General features: G+C 73.8%; 18 protein-coding genes. 5 read left to right on the forward strand and 13 right to left on the reverse strand.

All coding sequences use genetic code 11. The features are described from left to right. Positions 1-39 precede the first annotated feature (39 nt). From EV383_RS14745 to EV383_RS14760, 4 genes are all read right to left on the reverse strand, one after another. Positions 40-882 (reverse strand): SWIM zinc finger family protein, encoded by an 843-nt coding sequence (locus EV383_RS14745; protein WP_130290446.1) that lies wholly within the window; start codon positions 880-882, stop codon positions 40-42. Further along, positions 879-3,947 carry a DEAD/DEAH box helicase gene (locus EV383_RS14750; RefSeq protein WP_130290447.1) on the reverse strand — a complete coding sequence of 1,023 codons (3,069 nt, stop codon included), beginning with the start codon at positions 3,945-3,947 and terminating at the stop codon, positions 879-881. The genes EV383_RS14745 and EV383_RS14750 overlap by 4 nt, the downstream gene beginning before the upstream one ends. A 98-nt stretch (positions 3,948-4,045) precedes the next feature. Continuing rightward, a complete protein-coding gene (locus tag EV383_RS14755; RefSeq protein ID WP_130290448.1) occupies positions 4,046-4,528 on the reverse strand; it encodes an SRPBCC family protein in 483 nt (160 codons plus the stop codon). Then, positions 4,525-4,890 (reverse strand): ArsR/SmtB family transcription factor, encoded by a 366-nt coding sequence (locus tag EV383_RS14760; protein WP_130290449.1) that lies wholly within the window; start codon positions 4,888-4,890, stop codon positions 4,525-4,527. The genes EV383_RS14755 and EV383_RS14760 overlap by 4 nt, the downstream gene beginning before the upstream one ends. 418 nt (positions 4,891-5,308) lie before the next feature. Between EV383_RS14760 and EV383_RS14765 the strand changes: the two genes are divergently transcribed. Next, on the forward strand, positions 5,309-6,229 hold the full coding sequence (locus EV383_RS14765; protein WP_130290450.1) for a DUF559 domain-containing protein: 921 nt from the start codon (positions 5,309-5,311) through the stop codon (positions 6,227-6,229). A 349-nt stretch (positions 6,230-6,578) separates the two neighbouring features. On the opposite strand, the gene EV383_RS14770 is transcribed toward EV383_RS14765, so the two are convergent. Then, a complete protein-coding gene (locus EV383_RS14770; protein ID WP_130290451.1) occupies positions 6,579-7,565 on the reverse strand; it encodes a pirin family protein in 987 nt (328 codons plus the stop codon). 131 nt (positions 7,566-7,696) lie between these two features. On the opposite strand from EV383_RS14770, the gene EV383_RS14775 reads away from it, so the two are divergent. Both EV383_RS14775 and EV383_RS14780 read left to right on the forward strand, forming a co-directional pair. After that, positions 7,697-8,584: an SMP-30/gluconolactonase/LRE family protein gene (locus tag EV383_RS14775; protein WP_130290452.1), complete on the forward strand. Its 888-nt coding sequence runs from the start codon at positions 7,697-7,699 to the stop codon at positions 8,582-8,584. Position 8,585: 1 nt separating this feature from the next. Then, positions 8,586-9,011, forward strand: coding sequence for a TIGR03668 family PPOX class F420-dependent oxidoreductase (locus EV383_RS14780; RefSeq protein WP_130290453.1), 426 nt, complete (start codon positions 8,586-8,588; stop codon positions 9,009-9,011). 43 nt (positions 9,012-9,054) lie between these two features. On the opposite strand, the gene EV383_RS14785 is transcribed toward EV383_RS14780, so the two are convergent. From EV383_RS14785 to EV383_RS14805, 5 genes are all read right to left on the reverse strand, one after another. Next, on the reverse strand, positions 9,055-9,828 hold the full coding sequence (locus EV383_RS14785) for an alpha/beta fold hydrolase (RefSeq protein ID WP_242623105.1): 774 nt from the start codon (positions 9,826-9,828) through the stop codon (positions 9,055-9,057). Positions 9,829-9,853: 25 nt separating this feature from the next. Beyond that, on the reverse strand, positions 9,854-10,234 hold the full coding sequence (locus EV383_RS14790; RefSeq protein WP_130290454.1) for an MmcQ/YjbR family DNA-binding protein: 381 nt from the start codon (positions 10,232-10,234) through the stop codon (positions 9,854-9,856). Then, positions 10,231-10,614: a VOC family protein gene (locus EV383_RS14795; RefSeq protein WP_130290455.1), complete on the reverse strand. Its 384-nt coding sequence runs from the start codon at positions 10,612-10,614 to the stop codon at positions 10,231-10,233. Before EV383_RS14795 ends, EV383_RS14790 begins: the two co-directional genes overlap by 4 nt. A gap of 9 nt (positions 10,615-10,623) precedes the next feature. Further along, on the reverse strand, positions 10,624-11,463 hold the full coding sequence (locus tag EV383_RS14800; protein ID WP_130290456.1) for a helix-turn-helix domain-containing protein: 840 nt from the start codon (positions 11,461-11,463) through the stop codon (positions 10,624-10,626). Positions 11,464-11,558: 95 nt separating this feature from the next. Further along, the gene (locus EV383_RS14805) at positions 11,559-12,311 is read right to left on the reverse strand and encodes a MerR family transcriptional regulator (RefSeq protein WP_242623106.1); all 753 of its coding nucleotides are present in this window, start codon (positions 12,309-12,311) and stop codon (positions 11,559-11,561) included. Positions 12,312-12,411: 100 nt separating this feature from the next. Here EV383_RS14805 and EV383_RS14810 point away from each other — a divergent pair, with 100 nt between their 5' ends. After that, a complete protein-coding gene (locus tag EV383_RS14810) occupies positions 12,412-13,053 on the forward strand; it encodes a nucleoside/nucleotide kinase family protein (RefSeq protein WP_130290458.1) in 642 nt (213 codons plus the stop codon). Between the two features lie 51 nt (positions 13,054-13,104). Here EV383_RS14810 and EV383_RS14815 read toward each other — a convergent pair whose 3' ends face one another. Continuing rightward, positions 13,105-13,728 (reverse strand): LysE/ArgO family amino acid transporter, encoded by a 624-nt coding sequence (locus EV383_RS14815; RefSeq protein ID WP_130290459.1) that lies wholly within the window; start codon positions 13,726-13,728, stop codon positions 13,105-13,107. A gap of 70 nt (positions 13,729-13,798) precedes the next feature. Here EV383_RS14815 and EV383_RS14820 point away from each other — a divergent pair, with 70 nt between their 5' ends. Next, positions 13,799-14,680, forward strand: a complete 882-nt coding sequence (locus EV383_RS14820; protein ID WP_130290460.1) for a LysR family transcriptional regulator ArgP — start codon at positions 13,799-13,801, stop codon at positions 14,678-14,680. A gap of 25 nt (positions 14,681-14,705) precedes the next feature. Here EV383_RS14820 and EV383_RS14825 read toward each other — a convergent pair whose 3' ends face one another. Beyond that, a complete protein-coding gene (locus EV383_RS14825; protein WP_130290461.1) occupies positions 14,706-14,918 on the reverse strand; it encodes a hypothetical protein in 213 nt (70 codons plus the stop codon). A gap of 83 nt (positions 14,919-15,001) precedes the next feature. Further along, the gene (locus tag EV383_RS14830) at positions 15,002-17,797 is read right to left on the reverse strand and encodes a transglycosylase domain-containing protein (protein ID WP_242623107.1); all 2,796 of its coding nucleotides are present in this window, start codon (positions 17,795-17,797) and stop codon (positions 15,002-15,004) included. Positions 17,798-18,483 lie beyond the last annotated feature (686 nt).

The following is an 18,483-nucleotide window of genomic DNA, read 5'->3' on the forward strand; positions in this document are numbered from 1 at the left end:
GCACTCGCCGGGCTCACTCGTCCGGCTCTCCCGCCGGGCTCACTCGTCGGCGGCGAGCTGGCGGTAGGCGGGGCGGAGCAGGTCGGTGACCGTGGACCCCCGCACGCGGGCCGGGATCTCGGGGACCTGGTCCAGGACCGCATCCGGCGAGGTCACCGGCGGTCGCGGAGGCGTGGCGCCGGACGGCGCGGCGTCGTAGAAGCGGTTGAGGACTTCCGACAACGGAGGCACCGACGCGGGCGGCGCGGCGGGCTCGTCGCTCTCGGCCGCCACACCGCCGCGGCGTTCGCGCAGGTTCGACAGCAGCGTCTCCCGGTCGCGTCCACGCAGTGCGAAGAGCTCGAACGGGTCGGCGTCGAAGCGCTCGGCGAGCAGGTAGAACACCGCGGCCAGGTGCTTGCACGGCACCGTCGCGTCCGGGCAGTTGCAGTCCATCGACAGCTCGCCGGAGGCGTCCGGGAACAGCGAGAGGCCCAGGCCGTCGAGCATCTCGACGATCTCGGTCGGCATCCCGCCGGCCAGCAGCGTCGCGGCGTAGAACGCGTCGTCGGCCAGGGCCTGCTCGGCGCGGCCCCACTGCTCCTTGTCCCAGACGCGCAGGCCGATCCGGGCCTTGTACGGCGCCGGACGGGTGCCCTGCACGAGCGCGACGGCGGAGCCCGCGTCGACGTCGAGCGAGACGATCTGGCCGGACCGGGCGTAGGAGCGCCCGCGGGTGAGCCGGCCCCCGACCCCGAGCTCCTCCAGCACCGCGATGAACCGCGCCGACCACCAGGTCCGGGCGACGGCGCCGCGGGTGGAGTTGATCTGGATCCCGCCGGGTACGCGCAACGGCTTGCGGGCGACGTACTCCTCGTCGGCCCAGAACGGGCGGTCGCTCACGGCTCACCCCCGTCGTCGCCGACGGCCTCGTTGCCCAGGGCGAACACCTCGCGCAGCTCGCCGGTGGACAGCCCGGTCAGCCAGTCCTCGCCGTCGGAGACGACCATCTCCGAGAGCGACTTCTTCGACTCGATCAGCGCGTCGATCCGCTTCTCGACGGTGCCCGGGCAGCAGAACTTGCGCACCTGCACGGTGCGCTTCTGACCGATCCGGAACGCCCGGTCGGTGGCCTGGTTCTCCACCGCCGGGTTCCACCAGCGGTCCAGGTGCACGACGTGGTTGGCCGCGGTCAGGGTGAGTCCGGTGCCGCCGGCCTTGAGCGAGAGCAGGAAGATCGACGGCCCGCCGGGGGCCTGGAACCGGGTGACCATCTCGTCGCGCCGCTTCTTCGACGTGCCGCCGTGCAGGTAGGCGACCTCGGTGTCGAACCGCGCCGACAGGTGCGGGCGCAGCATCGCGGCGAACTCGGTGAACTGGGTGAACAGCAGCACCTTGTCGCCCTCGGCCAGGATCTCGGTCAGGATCTCCTCCAGCCGGGCGACCTTGCCCGAGCGCCTGCCGATGGGCGAGCCGTCGTGCAGCAGCTGGGCGGGGTGGTTGCAGACCTGCTTGAGCTTGGCCATCGCCGACAGCACGTTGCCGCGCCGCTCGATGCCCTGGGAGTCCTCGATCTTCTCCATCATGTCGTCGACGACCGTGCGGTAGAGGGAGGCCTGCTCGCGGGTGAGCCGGTAGTCCTGGATGATCTCGATCTTCTCCGGCAGGTCGTCGATCACCTCGGGATCGGTCTTGACCCGTCGCAGCAGGTAGGGGCGGGTGATCCGGCGCAGCTTCCGGGCCGCGTCCGGGTCGGCGTGGCGCTCGATCGGGATCGCGAAGCGCTGCTTGAACCGCTCCGGCGCGCCGAGCAGGCCGGGGTTGAGGAAGTCGAGCACCGACCACAGCTCGGCCAGCCGGTTCTCCATTGGCGTGCCGGTCAGCGCGATCCGGTGCGCGGCGTCGAACCGCCGGACCACGCGCGACGCCGTCGCGTTCGCGTTCTTGATCGCCTGCGCCTCGTCGAGGACGAGCCGGTGCCAGCGCCACCGCTGCAGCTCCTCGGCGTCGCGGGTGGCGGTGCCGTAGGTGGTGACCACGACGTCGGCGTCGGCCAGCAGCGCGTCCAGCTCGTCGCCGTGCCGGCGTCCGGCTCCGTGGTGTGAGTGCACCCGCAGGGCCGGGGCGAACCGGGCGGCCTCCCGCTGCCACGTCCCGACCAGCGACATCGGGCACAGGATCAGGGTCGGTGCGGTCGTCGCGTCGCCCTGGCGGTCGTGCGTCTCCAGCGCCAGGAGCTGGACGGTCTTGCCCAGGCCCATGTCGTCGGCCAGGCACGCGCCGAGCCCGAGAGAGGACAGGAACGCCAGCCAGGACAGGCCGCGTTCCTGGTAGGGCCGCAGCGTGGCGAGGAAGCCGGGCGGGGCCGGTGTCGGGTCGAGCTCGCGGTCGGCGGTGCCCTCGATGAGGTCGGCGAGCCACCCCTCCGCCCGGATCCCGGTGACCGGCAGGGGGGTGTCGACGTCGCCGCGGCTCACGGCCAGGACGTCGGCGGCGGTCGGCGCGTGCGTGCGGCGCCGGCGCAGGAAGTCCAGGCCCTGGGCCAGGGCGGTCGCGTCGACGCTGACCCACTGCCCGCGCACGCGCACCAGCGGCGCCTTCGCCGCGACCAGGGCCGCGATCTCCTCCTCACCCAGCTCCTCGTCGCCGACCGCGATCGACCAGCGGAACCCGGACAGCTCCTCCCGGCCGAGCCCACCGCGCACGATCACCCCGGGTGCCGGGGTGGACGACGCCGACAGACGCAGCCCGAGCGGGCGCGACCCGTTCCACCCGGCAGGAAGCTGGACCCCGAAACCGGCCGTGACCAGCGTCGAGGCGTCCCGGGTGAGGAAGCGGTGGGCCCCGTCGACGTCGAGGTCGAGGGTCGCCGGCCGGGCCCGGCGCAGGGCCGGGACGAGGTCCGGGAGCAGCTGGGCGGCCCGCCCGAGCTCGGCCAGCAGCAGGTCCTGCGCGCCGGTGATCAGCTTGTCGGCGTCGCCGGCCCACACGTCGTCGGCGTCGAGCTGCAGGCTCGGGTCCTCGGTGGACTGCAGCGCGAACTGCAGCTCCCAGCGGGTGCCGTCGCCGGTCTGGTCCTCCGGGTCGTCGCCGGGGTCGGCCGGGTCGTGCAGCGTCCGGACCTCGGCGAGGCGGAACACCCCGCGACCCGGCCCGGCCGGTCCGCTGCCGATCTCGTCCCAGCCCTCGAGCGCCCGGGCGAGCTCGGCGACCTCGTTCTCCGGCGCGTCGACGGACGGGTCCTCGCCGGTCAGGGCGCCGAGCCACGCCTCGACGGCCACCGATCGGGCCGGTGTCCGCCCGCGGCGCGGAGGGACCAGTGCCAACGGTTCCTCGGCCCGGCCCAGCCGCTCCCGGACCGCCGCGTCGGTGAGCACGGACAACGCGTCGTCGAGCAGCTCGCCGGGATCGCGGCCGGCGACGTCGCCCGCGCGACGCTGCTCGGCCCTCGCCACCGGTGGCGTCGCGTCGACCAGCGCCTGACGCGACACGGCGTCCAGTCCCTGCACCACGGGCCGCCACCGCGCCCGCGGACGATCGTCGTCGAGCGTCGGCAGCACCCGGCCACGTCCGGCCAGGTCCGCGGCGAAGTGGGCCAGCGCGACGACGTGGTCGACCGAGTCGCCGTAGCGCACGTCCGGCGACGGGTCCTCCAGCTCGGCCACGTCGACCACGACGCCCGGGACGCTCCACGGGGACAGCGTCAGGGTGGAGCGCTTGCGCGCCGGTCCGTCCGGCCGGACCAGGCCGGGGGAGTCCACCGGGCCGTTCGCGTGCGAGGGCAGGAGCAGGGTGGTGGTCGTCGCCCGCCCGGGATGGATCCCGGACAGCTCCGTCGACGGCACCGCGAACGGGTGCGGCCGGGCGCTGCGCAACGAGCGTCGCGACGTCCGCGCCGGGCGCTCGCCGTCCTCGGCCCACAGCAGCACACCCCGACCGGGGGACCACAGGGCATGGACGACGAGCACTCGACCAGGCTAGGCGCGACCCCCGACAGTTCTCCGCGCCGCACCCCGCTGTCCGCCGCCGCGGCCGTCGGGCCGGGTGCGGCAGCGGCGGCAGGTGGTCAGGAGCGCGCCAGCAGCTCGTCGAGCTGCTCGAAGCCCTCGTTGACCCCGATCTCCATGCCGCTGGCCAGGGCCGAGTCGCGGCCCTCGAACGTCTCGAACGTCGAGCTCCCGACGATCCGCGTGCGTCCGTCGCCGAGGTCGGTGAAGGTCATCGTCTCCAGGGCGACACCGTCCGGGAAGCCCTCGAACGTGAACGTCTGCACGATCCGCTCGTGGGGCCGCACCTCGTGGAACGAGCCGTAGAAGCGGTACTCGCCGTCGTCGTCGCGGTGGACGTAGCGGTAGGTCCCGCCGGTCTGGGCGTCCCACCGGTCGATCGTCATGGTGAGTCCGCGCGGGCCGAGCCACTGCTTCACCAGCTCCGGTTCGACGTGGGCCCGGAAGACCTTCTCCGGTGACGCGTCGAACTCGCGCACGATCCGGATCGCCGGTACGTCGGCGACGGCCTCGATGGTGGTCTCGTGGGTGGTGGTGCTCATGATGCGCCTCGTTCCTGGTCGGGTGACCGGGTGCCGTCCGTGCTGTCGTCCATCGCGGCGAGCAGGGCGTCGAGACGCCGGTAGCGCTCCTCGGCCTGCCGCCGGTACCGCTCGATCCATGCCGTCATCAGGTCGAACACCTTCGCCTCGAGGTGCACCGGCCGGCGCTGTGCCTGCCGGGAACGGCTGACGAGCCCCGCGTCCTCCAGCACCTTGAGGTGTTTGGAGACGGCCTGCAGGGACACGTCGTAGGGCTCGGCGAGCTCGTTCACCGTCGCGTCGTCGGCGGCCAGACGGGCCACCATGTCGCGCCGGATCGGATCGGCCAGGGCCGAGAACACCCGGTTCAGCCGGTCCTCCATCGCTCTCCTCCTTGCTCAACCTTGCGGTTGAATAGACCGTAGCGCGCCTCGCAGCCGTACTCAACCCACAAGTTGAATAAACTCGAGCGCAGTACGGCTCGCATCCGGCGAGGGGCGCGTAGTGGCTGCCGGTCCACCGATCTACCGCGATGGCGCGTCGCTCACCCCCGGCCGGCCCCCGGCCCCGCGGTCGCGGGCCGGGCGCGAGTGACGCGGTGTGGTTCCCGATCGCCCATGGCGAGTCGATGGTGCGTCGTTCGGCGACGTGGGCAGGGCCCGGGGCCGGCCACGCCCGACCGGGATGGACCCGCGGCGCGCGTCGGGGCCGGTTCGCGATGGTGACGCCGGCCGCGGTGGAGCGTTCCGGACCGGCCCGAGTCGCCGCCGCACGTGCCGGCTTCCGGAGACGGTTCCGCGCATGGCGAGAGATGAACCGGGACCGGGACGCGTACGGGGCTGGCCGGTCGCGTTCCGCGGGTCGGAGGCGGTGGCGGCCGGGCTGGTCCGCTGGTCGACGCTGCGCGGGCCGCGGTTCCGGCGGGTGCACCCGGACGTCTACGCGATGGTGTGCGACGAGCCGGACGTGCTCCTGGCCGAGCGGGCGGCGTCGGTGCTGGTGGGGGAGCAGGGCGTGTTGTGCGGCTTCTCCGCGGCGACCGTCCTGGGCGCGGACTGCGCTCCCCGGGGTGCGCCGCAGGAGGTGACCGCGTGCGGGGCGCGGATCCGGTCACGGCCGGGGCTGGTGGTGCGACGGGAGGCACTCCTGCCGGACGAGATCACCGTCGTCCACGGCATGCGGGTGGCCACGGCGATGCGGACCGGCTACGACGTGGTCCGGCGTGCATCCTGTCCGGTCGAGGCCGTGGTGGCGCTCGACGCCGTGGCGAACGCGGGCACGTTCGCGCCCGAGCGGATCCTCGAGGTCGCGGCCCGGCATCCCGGCGCTCGGGGCTCCTCGGCTCTCGACGATGCCGTCCGCCGGGCCGACGCCCGGTCCGGATCGCCGATGGAGACCCGGATGCGGCTGCTGGTGATCGGCGCGGGTCTGCCGGTCCCGGAGCTGCAGTACCCGGTCCAGGACCCGGTCGCCGGCACGGTCGTCTGGCTGGACCTCGCCTACCCGGAACTGCGGATCGGCATCGAGTACGAGGGTCCGGACCACTTCCGTCCGGATCGGGTTCGCCGCGACATCCGCCGCATCACGAACCTGGTCGACCAGGGCTGGCGGATCTACCGGTTCGTCGGCCAGGACGTCCTCGGTACACCGGAGCGCACGGTCGCGATGATCCGGCGCGGGATCGACCAGCGCCGATCGACGAGCGACGCGCCCTGGCGGTGAGACCCGCCCGGCCCGGCAACGGTGCGACTCTCGGCTGGTGGGCTGGGCCGCGAAGCCGGGCCACTCGCGTTCCGGCGAGGGACGCGTCATCGCTGCTGATACGCACGATCGGAGCAATGGTGCGTCACTCGGCGCTCGCGACGCGGCGCGGGGAGGACCACTGACGCGCTGTTGCCGTGGTTCGGGCGGATCGGCGCCGTGGTGCGTCTCTCGCCGGACGAACCGGGCCGGACGATCGGGTCGCGTCGAACCATTCCGGGGGCACGCTGCGAACAACCACCCGGGCGACGCACCATCGTGGGCTCCGGCCTTGTCGAAGGGCGATGGTGCGTCGCTCGACCTCTGCCGATCAGGCGGAGGATCCGCCCAGGCGCCCGTGCGGGATGTAGCTCGCGGGGATCACGCCGAGGCGGCCCTTCTGGTAGTCCTCGAACGCCGTCATGACCTCGGCCTTGGTGTTCATCACGAACGGCCCGGCCCACGCGACGGGCTCGCGGATCGGTAGTCCGCCGAGCAGGACCACGTCCAGCCCGGGCAGGCGCGACTCCTGCGACGTGTCACCCGCGACGGTGATCACGTCGCCGGGCCCGAACACGGCCAGCTGCCCGGTGCGGATCGGGCGCCGGTCCGCGCCGACCGTGCCGGCGCCGGAGAGGACGTAGACCAGGGCGTTGAACTCCCGCGGCCACGGCATCCGCAGCCGGGCTCCGGGGGAGAGCGTCGCGTGCATCATCGCCATCGGGGTGTAGGTCGAGCCCGGGCCCTCGTGGCCGCCGACCGAGCCGGCGATCACGCGGACGAGCGCCCCGCCGTCGGAGGTGGTGAGCAGCGCGGACTCCGCGGCGCGCAGGTCCTGGTACTTGGGCTCGAGCCACTTGTTCGCCTGCGGCAGGTTCACCCACAGCTGCAGCCCGTGGAACAGCCCGCCGCTGGCGACCAGGGCCTCCGGGGGACGCTCGATGTGCAGCAGCCCGGAGCCGGCCGTCATCCACTGGGTGTCGCCGTTGGTGATCGCTCCGCCGCCGCCGTGCGAGTCGGCGTGCTCGAACTCGCCGTCGATGATGTAGGTGACGGTCTCGAAGCCCCGGTGCGGGTGCCAGGACGTGCCCTTCGGCTCCCCCGGGGCGTACTCGACCTCGCCCATCTGGTCCATGTGCAGGAACGGGTCGAGGTCGCGCAGGTCCACCCCGGCGAACGCCCGGCGGACCGGGAACCCCTCGCCCTCGTGCCCGGACGGGGCGGTCGTGACCCGGCGGACGCCGCGGTCGAGGTCGGTGGGGCCGGGCTCGGGGACGCGTGGCAGGACCGTGACGTCGGCGACGGTGACGGCGGGCATGGGGCCTCCGGTTGGTCGAGGTTGTTGCACGCTCAACGAACACGGTAGCCGGAACATTCCGTGGCGACGTGCGCCGGGGGACCGTCCGGGCCAGACTCGCGATCGACGTCGTCGTCGAAAGGGAGTCGAGCATGAGCACGGTGGTCCTGGAGAACCTGTCCTTCCTGGAGGGTCCACGCTGGCACGCGGGCCGGATCTGGGTGAGCGACTTCTACACCAACCAGGTCCTCTCGGCCGCCGAGGACGGCTCGGACCTGCGCGTCGAGGCCGAGGTGCCGGGTCAGCCGTCGGGGCTGGGATGGCTGCCCGACGGGCGGCTGCTGATCGTCTCGATGCGCGACCGGTCGATCCTTCTCCGCGAGACCGACGGCACCCTGACCCGACACGCCGACCTCTCCGGCCACGCCCCCTCCGTGCTCAACGACATGATCGTCGACGACCGGGGCCGCGCGTTCGTCGGCAGCTTCGGCTTCGACCTGATGGCCGGTGACCCGCGCAAGCCGGCCCCGCTGCTGCGGGTCGACACCGACGGCACGGTCACCGAGGTCTCCGAGCCGCTGCACTTCCCGAACGGGCCCGCGATCGTCGACGGCTCGACGCTGGTGGTCGCGGAGACGCTCGGCAACCGGATGTCGGCCTTCGACATCGCCGACGACGGCTCGCTGTCCGACCGCCGCGACTGGGCGAGCTTCGGGCCGCTCCCGTCGGCCAGCGACGCCCTGGAGGCGATCGGCGAGGTCGCGGTGGGCCCGGACGGGATCTCGGTGGCCGACGCCGAGGGCGCGATCTGGGTGGCGGACGCGAAGAACAACCGCGCGGTGCGGGTCCTCCCGGGCGGGGAGATCGCCGACTCGGTCGGCACGGAGGCGAACGGCTGCTACGCCGTCGCCCTCGGTGGTGCGGACGGCCGGACGCTGTTCCTGTGCGTCGCGCCGAACTTCTTCGAGCACGAGCGGCGCGAGACACGGGACGCGAAGCTGCTCAGCGTGCAGGTCACCGTCCCGGCGAAGGAGTCCTGACGTGCCCAAGCTCGACGAGGACGAGTGCCGGCGGCGGGTGGACGGCGAGCGCGTCGCCCGGCTGGCCACGATCCGCAACACCGACGGCACACCCAGGCTGGTGCCCTGCACCTTCGCCGTCGTCGACGGCCTGTTCTGCTCGGCGGTGGACAAGATCAAGCCCAAGAGCGACAAGCGGCTGGCCCGCCTGCGCGACGTCGACGCCGACCCGCGGGCCGCGCTGATCGTCGACCGCTGGGACGAGGACTGGTCGCAGCTGTGGTGGGTGCGCGTCGACGGGACCATGGCCGAGCACTCCTCCGGCGAGTTCCGGGACCGTGCGCTCGACGCGCTCGTCGCGAAGTACGAGCCCTACCATCGGGAACGTCCGGACGGCCCGGTCACGGTCCTCACCCCGACCAGCTGGACCGGCTGGACCGCGTCCTGAGCGGGTCGTGAGCGGATATCGCTGCCCGGGCAGCGACATCCGCTCACGGCAGGCCGGAGAGGAAACCGAGCAGCGCCGAGGCGGTCTCGTCGGGCATCTCCAGGTGCGGGGAGTGTCCGCAGGCCAGCTCGACGAGCGTGACCGGGCCGGAGGAGTGGTCGCGGACGCCCTCGACGTGGGCGGCGGTGCCGTACGGATCGTCGTCGCCCTGGATGCCGAGGGCGGGCGCGGTGATCCCGGAGAGCTCGCCGCGGATGTCCCAGTCGGCGAACCCGGGGGAGAGCCAGACGTCGTTCCAGCTCCAGAACGTCACGTCGGGGTCGCGGTGGTGCTTCGCCATCCGGGTGCGCAGCGCGCCGTCGGTGTAGGCGGTGCGGGCGGCGGTGATCCCGTCGAGCCCGATCGGCTCGGCGAACACGTGCGGTGCCATCACGGCTACGCCGGACACGTCGTGGCGGGCGGCCGCGAGCAGGGCGATCGTGGCGCCGTCGCTGTGCCCGACGAGGATCGGGCGCTCCATGCGCAGGGCCGTGCAGAGCGCAGGGACGACGTCCGACGCCTCCTCGGACATGAACGACGGCTCGCGCTTCGAGGACGGGAGGTCGGAGAACCCGTGCCCGAGGCGGGAGTAGGCCACCGCGCGCCGGCCGGTCGCCTCGGCGATCCGCCGGTGGAACCCCCGCCACAGCCCCACCGAGCCGAGGCCCTCGTGCAGGAACAGCAGTGCGGCCCGTCCGGGGTCGCCGGGGACGTCGTCGTACTCGACGCGGCCCCCGCCCACGTCGAGCATCGGCAGCGGTGTGGGCAGGGTCGGCACGCCCGTGATCGTAGGCCGGGTGCCGTCACCCGAGCAGGGCGACGAGCTTCTTCGGCGCGACCGTCCGGTAGGCGTCGGTGACGATCCCGGTGATCTCGTCCCAGTCGACGGCGGCGTCCCCCTCGCCGTCCAGGACGACGCCGAGCCAGCCGCGGTGCCCGACGTAGGCCGGGCGGAAGAACCGCTCCGGCTCGGCGGCGACCAGATCCTCCTGCACACCGGGCGGGGCGGCGCACCAGAACGCGACGTGCGGGTGCCCGTGGTGGTGCTCGGCGAACATGACGAACGTCCTGCGCACGAACCAGGTCGGCGTCCCGTGGCTGATCTTCTCGGTCACCTCGGGCAGCGACAGACAGATCTCCCGCAGTCTCGGGAGCGGGTCCTCCGTTGTGTTTGTCGAGGTCATGACGCCGGACGGTAGGTGCCGAAACTCCAGCGGTTGTCCTCCGCGTCGGCGACGGCGAACTCCCGCGAGCCGTAGTCCTGGTCGGTCAGCCCCATGACCACGTTCGCGCCGGCCGCGACGGCCTTGTCGTGCAGGGCGTCCGGGTCGCCGACGGTCAGGTAGATCACGGCCTTGCCGGTGTCGAACGGACCGGGCGGGTCGGTCCGGCTGCCGAGCATGACGATGCCGGTGTCGTCGCCGTCGTCCCAGGCGAGCTCGGCGTGGGCGACGGAGCCGTCGTCGCCGGTGTAGACGTGCAGCTCCTGGAACCCGAGGGTCCCGGTGAGGAACGCGATCGCGGCGCGGGGGTCGGCGTAGCGCAGTGTCGGGTGAATGCTCATGGGAGAAACCTAGGACCCGGGGGAAGCCCCGGGATTGGACGAATGGGAACTCCCGGGTGTGGTGCCGCCCCACTCGGCGCGGAACGCCGTCGGCGTCACCCCCGCGAGCGCGCGGAACTCGCGCACCAGATGCGGCTGGTCGGCGTAACCGCAGGTCGCGGCCACGTCGGCCAGGGAGGTGACCCCGGCCGTGACCAGCCCGGACGCCCGCTGGAAGCGCAGCACCCGGCCCGCGGTCTTCGGGGGCAGGCCGATCTGGCCGCGGAAGCGGGTCAGGAGGTGCCGGCGGCTCCATCCGGTCTCGGCGGCCAGCTCGGCGACGCCGGTCGCGCCGGCGGTGCGGGAGAGCCGGTCCCACGCGAACACGACCTCCGGGTCGGGTGCGCGGGTCCCGTCGTCCAGCATCCGGGCCGCGAGCACGTCGCTGAGCAGGGCGAACCGCGCCGGCCAGTCCGGCAGATCGGCCAGTCGCGCGGGCAGCGCGCCCAGCACCGGGTCGTCGAGCTCGTCGAGGGCGGGGACGAGGTTGGTCAGCCCGCTCATCGGCCGCCGCAGCAGCCGGTACGCCCCCAGCGGGGTCAGGTCGGCCTGGAGCCCGTGCTGCTCGCCGGCGAACGTGGTGAGCACCGCGGCGTCGTGCATCCCGGCCAGGAACGCGCCGGTCGTCACCGTGCCACCGGGGCCGTCGAGCCGCATCGTCGGCCCGAACCCGATGATCAGTGCACAGCTCCCGACGGGTGCCTGACGCCGGCGCAGGGGCGTCGCGCTGTACTCGCGGTAACCGAGGTAGCGCCGCACGAGCCCGGACAGCACGGCCGGGGGCCGCCCCGGGACGAACTCCGGCTTCACCGGGGCAGCCCTATCCCGCGACTGCAGGGACGGGATGCCCCGGTGGAGGCGTCATCTCCTCGATTCTGCCGCACCCCCCGCCGCGGCAGAACCACCTACTCCAGGTGCGCCCCGGCGTAGACGGCCATCGCCTCGGCCAGGTACGGCGACAGGCCGGCGGCGTAGGCGTCGATCGTCGCGGTGAACCGCGGGTCGTCGACGTACATCCGGCCCAGACCGATGTAGGCCTCGCGGCCCGGCGTCCAGAACCGGCCGACCCACGCGTGGTGCGCGGCGACCGCGGACTGCACGGCCGGGGCGTCGACCGGCTCACCGGCCGTCATCAGCCGGGCCAGCGTGCGGTGCACGGTGTCCTTCTCGGCGTGCATCGCCGCCACCTGCTCCGGGCCCCAGTCGGCCGTCCTCTCCCGCGTCGCGGCGTACTGCTCGGGCCAGCGTTCGCGCGCCTCGGCGGCGTACGGGTCGTTGCGGAACGCGGCGAACATCTCGTCGGCACTCATCCGATCTCCCCCTTCTCTCTCCTCGATGGACTTCGCGACGGTGTCGGCGAGCCGCAGCAGGCGGTCGGCGTCGGCGAGCAGACGGTCGTGGTGGCGGCGCAGTGCCTCCACCTCGTCGTCGGACCCGTCGAGCACCGCCGCGATGTCGGCGAGGCCCAGCCCCAGCTGACGCAGCAGCAGCACGTGCTGCAGGCGTCGGAGCTGGGGCCGCTCGTAGCGACGCTGCCCACCCGGGGCAGCGCCGGCCGGGACGAGCAGGCCGACGTGGTCGTAGTGGCGCAACGTGCGGGAGCTGACCCCGGTCAGCCGCACCAGCTCGGCGGTCGACCAGCTCTCCTTCTCCGTCACGAGGAGAACGCTAGAGCTTGACGCTGCGTCAACCGCAACCCTCGTGCGCGGATATCGCTGCTCCAGCAGCGATATCCGCTCACGGGTGAAGAATGGCGGCATGGATCTCGCCGGCACGGTTCGGGAGCTCGTGGGCGACGGCCGTCGGCGGGTGCTGCTCGGCGTCACCGGGGCGCCGGGGGCGGGCAAGACGACGCTGGTGGAGGGGCTGCGGGACGCGTTGCGGGCGTCGCCGCCGCCGGGATGCGAGCCCGGTACCTGGGTCGCGCACGTCCCGATGGACGGGTTCCACCTGGCCGACGCCGGGCTGGAACGGCTCGGGCTGCGCGACCGCAAGGGCGCCGCCGAGACGTTCGACGCCCACGGCTACCTCGCGCTGCTGCGCCGCCTGCGGGCCGACACCGGGGAGACGGTCTGGGCCCCGGCGTTCGAGCGGGACCTCGAGCAACCCCTGGCCGGGGCGATCGACGTCCCGGCCGCGGCCCGGCTCGTCCTGACCGAGGGCAACTACCTGCTCCTGCCCGACGACCCCTGGCCGGCCGTCGCGGCCGAGCTGGACCGGGTGTGGTTCGTCGACCCGCCCGACGACCTGCGCCTGCGACGCCTGATCGCCCGGCACGAGGAGTTCGGCAAGTCCCCGGCCCACGCCGCGCGGTGGGTGCAGGACGTCGACGAACCCAACGCCGCCCGCGTCCGCGCCACCCGGGACCGTGCCGACCTGGTGATCGACGAGGCCGGGTGATCGAGGGAGTCGGGTGATCGGCGGGGCCGGCTGATCGAGGGAGCCGGGTGATCAGGAGACGAACCCGGCCGCCAGCGTCGCCGCGATCACGACCATGACGACGGCGACGCCCAGGTCGAGCAGCCGCCACGCCGCCGGCCGGGCGAACACCCCGGCCAGCCGGGTCGCGCCGCAGGCCAGGGAGAAGAACCACGTCACGCTCGCGACGACGACGCCCGCGCCGAAGAGCCACCGCCCGTCTCCGGGATGGGCGTTCGCGATCGAGCCCAGCATCAGCACGTCGAGGTAGAGGTGCGGGTTGAGCAGCGTCATCGCCGCGGCCGTCCCGAGCACGACCGTCAGAGGCGTCGACGTCCGCCGGTCCGGCCCGGCGACGAGCGCGTCCGGCCGCCACGCCCGCCGCAGTGCCATCGCGCCGTAGACGAGCAGGTAGACGATCCCCAGCACACGCGCCGCCGTGAGCAGTCCGGGTGCCTGCGCCATGACGGCCCCGACCCCGCCGATCGCCGCCATGACCAGCACCAGGTCGGCCACCGAGCAGAACGACGCCACCGCCAGGACGTGCTCGCGGCGCAGGCCCTGGCGGAGCACGAACGCGTTCTGCGCGCCGATCGCCGCGATCAACGAGATACCGGTGCCGAACCCCACGAGCAGCGGGGAGAGGAGGGGAGTCACGGCGACGACGTTAAGGATCCGTAGAGACGCAGACCAGCTCAACTTTCTTGTCCAAGATTAGTATGGCTTCATGTACGATCGGGAGCGGCTGGCCACCCTCAGCGCCGTGGTGGAGGAGGGCGGCTTCGAGCCCGCCGCGGCGCGCCTGCACGTCACGCCGTCGGCGGTGTCGCAGCGGATCAAGGCGCTCGAACAGCAGGCGGGTCGGGTGCTGGTCCGCCGCACCCGGCCGTGCACCGCGACCGACGCCGGGACGGCGCTGCTGCGCCTCGCCCGCCAGATCGCCGTGCTGGAGGGCGAGGTCGCCCGGACGTTCGGCCCGGCGACGCCGGCGCACCTGCCGATCGCGGTCAACGCCGACTCGGTGACGCACTGGTTCCTCGACGCGCTCGCACCCCTGGTCGCCGAGCACGACGTCCGTCTCGACCTGCACGTCGACGACGAGGGGCACACCGCGGACCTGCTCCGCGACGGGACCGTGGTCGGCGCGGTGACCACCGCGCCCGAACCGGTGCAGGGCTGCGCGGCCGAGCCGCTGGGCGCCATGCGCTACCGCGCGGTGGCCACCCCGGAGGTCGTGGCGCGCTGGTTCGACGGCCGCGACCCGGCGCTCGCGTTCCCGGCGGCCCCGCGGGTGGACTTCGGGCCCAAGGACCGGCTGCAGACCCGGTTCGTCGAGATGGTCACCGACCGTCCCTGCACCGGCCCCGCACACCGGGTCCCGGCCGCGGACGGCTACCACGCGGCGGTCCGGGCGGGCCTGGGCTGGGGGATGTTCACCGACGTCCCGGCCCGCCGGGAGACCGCCGCCGGGCAGCTGGTGCTCCTCGGCGGCGAGAGGTACCTCGACGTCCCGCTGTACTGGCAGCACTGGCGCCTGCGGACCACGGTGCTCGACGAGCTGACCGCCTCCGTCCGCCGGGTCGCGGCGCGCGCCCTGCAGCAGGACTGATCAGGCGCCGCTGCGCCAGGATCGATCAGGCACCGCTGCGCCAGGGCCGGCCCAGGCGGATCTCGCAGGTGATGTCCTCCGACGGGAACCCGGTCAGGTCCGCGATCAGCTCGCGGACGGCGTCGTCGGCGGCCCGCGGGTCGTCGACCGTCGTCGAGGCCTCGATGCCCGGCACGTACAGGGTGAGCCGACGGTCGGCCCGCCAGGCCACCACCTCGAAGTGATGGCTTCCGGTCACCGGCCCACGGTAGCCCGCCGACGCTGTGCCGCGTCAGGTCCGGACGCGGCGATCCGGTGTCACGGGCTGTGAGCCGTCTCCGCTCAGCCGACGGTCGGTTCGGTGGTGCGGCCCGCCCGGTCGGCGGCCTCCTCACCCGGATCCGACGCGCCGGTCGGGGCGGGTGCGGCCGTGGTGGAGGGCGCGACGGGTGCCGCGGGGGCGGCCGGCGCCGGCGGTACGACCGGTTCCGCGGGCTCCTCGTCCTGCTGCCGCTCCGGCGCCGACGTCGTGGCCGGTGCGGTGGCGGTCGCCGTGGCGGCCTCGGTCGGCTCGTCGGCCGCGGGGGCCTTGCCGATCGGCTCGTAGGACGGGAAGTCCTGCGTCTGGTCGGCGGCGCGCACGGCGTCGGACATGAACGCCTGCCAGACCTTGCCGGGCAGCATCGCACCGCTGATCGGCTCGCCGTCGGCGTTGGTGATCGGGTCGTTGCGGTCGGTGCCGATCCACACGGTCGTCACCAGGTCGGGGGTGAAGCCGGCGAACCAGGCGTCGTTGTTCTGGCCGTCGAAGCGGGACTGCACGGTGCCGGTCTTGCCGGCGGCCTCCTGGCCCCCGGGGAGGTCCAGGTCGTCGTGCCCGACGACGCCCAGCATGCCCTCGACGACGTTGCGCGCCACCTGCTCCGGGAAGCGCTGCTCGCCCTCGCCCGGCTGGTACTCGTAGAGGACCCGGCCCTCGGAGTCGACGACCTTGGACACCAGGTGCGGCGCGTGCCAGACCCCGCCCGCGGCGATCGTCGCGTAGGCCGACGCGAGCTGGACCGGGGTGGTCTCCTTGTTGCCCAGGGCCAGGCGGGCGTCCGGGTTGTCCATCGGCGAGGTGATCCCGGCCAGGCGCGCCGCGTCGGCCACCTTCTGCGGCCCGACCTCGGCCGCGAGCTTGGTGAACACCACGTTGTTCGAGATCGTCAGCGCCTGCTTGACGTCGCAGCGGGGGCAGTTGGCGCCCTCGGCGTTGCGCAGGCCGGGCTGCTCGGAGCCGTCGAACTTCTGACCCAGCCCGATCGGCGGGTCCTGCATCAGCGCGGCGAGGACCACGAAGGGCTTGAACGTCGACCCCGGCTGCTTGAGCACCTTGGCGTAGTCCAGCCCGGTGCCGTCTTGACCGCCGTAGTACCCCACGATCCCGCCGGTCCTCGGGTCGATCGCGACCGAGCCGGCCCGCAGCACGTCGGGCTGGCCCTCCATCCTGCTCTGGACGGCCGTGACCAGGTCCTTCTGGCGGGTCGGGTCGATGGTCGTGGTGACCTGCAGACCGCCCTGGGAGAACGCCTGGTCGGAGATGCCGAGGCCCTCGAGCTCGTTCTTCACGGCCGTCAGGATGTGTCCGCGGTCGTCGGTCAGCGAGCTGCTCGTGGAGCTGTTGGCGCGGGGGATGGTCGCCGGGAACTGTGCGGAGCTCCGGTAGTCCTTCGTGATCCAGCTCTGCTGGAGCATCCCGTCCATCACGAACGACCAGCGCTCGCGGGCCTTCTGCGGGTCACTGGCCGGGTCCCAGCGCGACGGGGACTGGATGACGCCGGCGAGCAGCGCGCCCTCGTTCGGCTGCAGCTGGCTCGCCGGCTTGCCGAAGTAGGCCAGGCTCGCGGACTGCACGCCGTAGGCGCCGCGGCCGAAGTAGATCGCGTTGAGGTAGTCGCCCAGGATCTCGTCCTTGGTCTTCTGCTGCGAGACCTTGAGCGAGACGATCAGTTCCTTGTACTTGCGGAAGTAGGACTGCTCGTTGCCGACGAGGGTGTTCTTCACGTACTGCTGTGTGATCGTCGAGCCGCCGCCGTCGCCGCCGCGGATCTGGTTCCAGGCCGCGCGGGCGATGCCGGAGATGTCGAAGCCCGGGTTGGAGTAGAACGACCGGTCCTCGGCCGCGAGGACGGCCTCGCGCACCGGCACCGGGATCTCCGCCAGCGGGACCTTGATGCGGTTGCCCTGCTCGGGCACGAGCCGGGCGAGCTGCCCGCCGTCGGCGTAGGAGACGGTCGCGATCTGGTTGTTGACGGCGTCGTCGGGGGTCGGGACGGAGAACAACAGCCATCCGAGGCCGAACAGCAGCAGCGGCAGCAGGACGACCGACGCGGCCGAACCGATCAGGCCGTACTTCACCTGCTTGCGGCGCCGGGCCTTCAGCTCGTCGGCGGTGAGGGCGGCCTTGGCCTCGGCGTCGAGGATGCCGAGCTTCGTGCGAACGGTCTCCACGGCGGGACCGGCCAGGGCGCGGACCTTGTCCAGCGGGCCGCCGGCCGATGCGGCGCGGTGGCGCCGTCCGCCCGTGACGCGGGTGAGGCTCGCGGGGTCGTCGCCGCCGGTGTCGGCGGACGCGGTGAGCAGGCCGGTCGGGGCCTCGCTCGTCGGCACCGCGGTCGTCGGGGCCCCGTTCTCCGGTGTTCCGTTCGCCCGTGCCCCGTTCGCAGGGACGGCGCTCGTCGGCATGGCGCCGGTCTGCATCGCGCTCGCCCGCTCGGCGCTCGCCCGCGCCGCGTCGGCCCGGGCCGCCTCGCCCCGTGCCGGGACGGCGCGGGTGGCGGCGTCGCCGGCGCGGGTGGGGGTGCCGGGCGCGGACCCGGCCGACGGCTCGGGGTGGGTGAACAGTCCCGTCTCGTCGTCCTGGCCGTCCGTCGGGACGGCGGGGACCACCGGGGCCGCGGTCCCGGTCGGTGGTCCGGCGTGGCGGGCCGACCCGTTGCGGGACGTCGCCGCGGTGCGGTCGGCCTCCGGGGCCGGGACGCCGTGACGCCCGGACGTACGGCCCTCGGCGCCGTGGCGGGAGCCGCGGCGTGCCGGCATCCCGTCCGTCGCGGCGGCCGGGTCGGCTCCGGCCGGTGTGGCCCGGGGGGGAGCCACGGACGGCGTGGCCCGTGGGGGCGCCGACGGCGGAGGTGTGGGCTGACTGGCTGCGGCCGGCGGGGGCGTGGCCCGTGTGGGCGCGGCCGGTGTCGCCGCGGTCGGTGTCGCAGCGGCCTGGGGGCCGGTGTCGGTGCGGGCCCGGCGGGACCGGACCGGGACCGTGCCCGTGGCCGACTCCGGGGTGACCGGCGCGGCGGCCGGATCGCGCCGGGAGCCGTTCGCCGGCGGCACGGCGTCGCGCGGAACTCCGTTCGCCGCGGTCCCGTTAGCCGCGGTCCCGTTAGCCGGAGCCCCGTTCGTGCGAGCACCGTTGCGCGGAGCCCCGTTCGCCGGAGCCGTGGTCGGAGGTGCGCCGTTCGGACGCGCCCCGTTCGGACGCGCCCCGTTCGTCGGGGGTCCGTCCGGTATCCGGTTCGGGCCGGACGGGCGGTCTCCGCGAGGAGTGCCGCCGGCGCGGGGGCGTCCCCGGGTGACCGGTCCGGCGCCGTCGGTGCCGTTCGGGGCGGGTGGACCGGCGGGAGCGCCGGGCTCCCGGGGCACCGTTCCGCCACGGACCCGCATGCCGACGCGCGCGGTGCCGGTCGCACCCGCGCGGCCGGGGCCCGTGTCCGCGCCGGAGCGCGGCGAGGCAGGCGTGGGGGTCGCGGCGGGCCGGTCGGCGGGGCCGTCCGGCACGGCGTGCC

This window comes from Pseudonocardia sediminis (assembly GCF_004217185.1).
GTDB classification, from domain to species: domain Bacteria; phylum Actinomycetota; class Actinomycetes; order Mycobacteriales; family Pseudonocardiaceae; genus Pseudonocardia; species Pseudonocardia sediminis.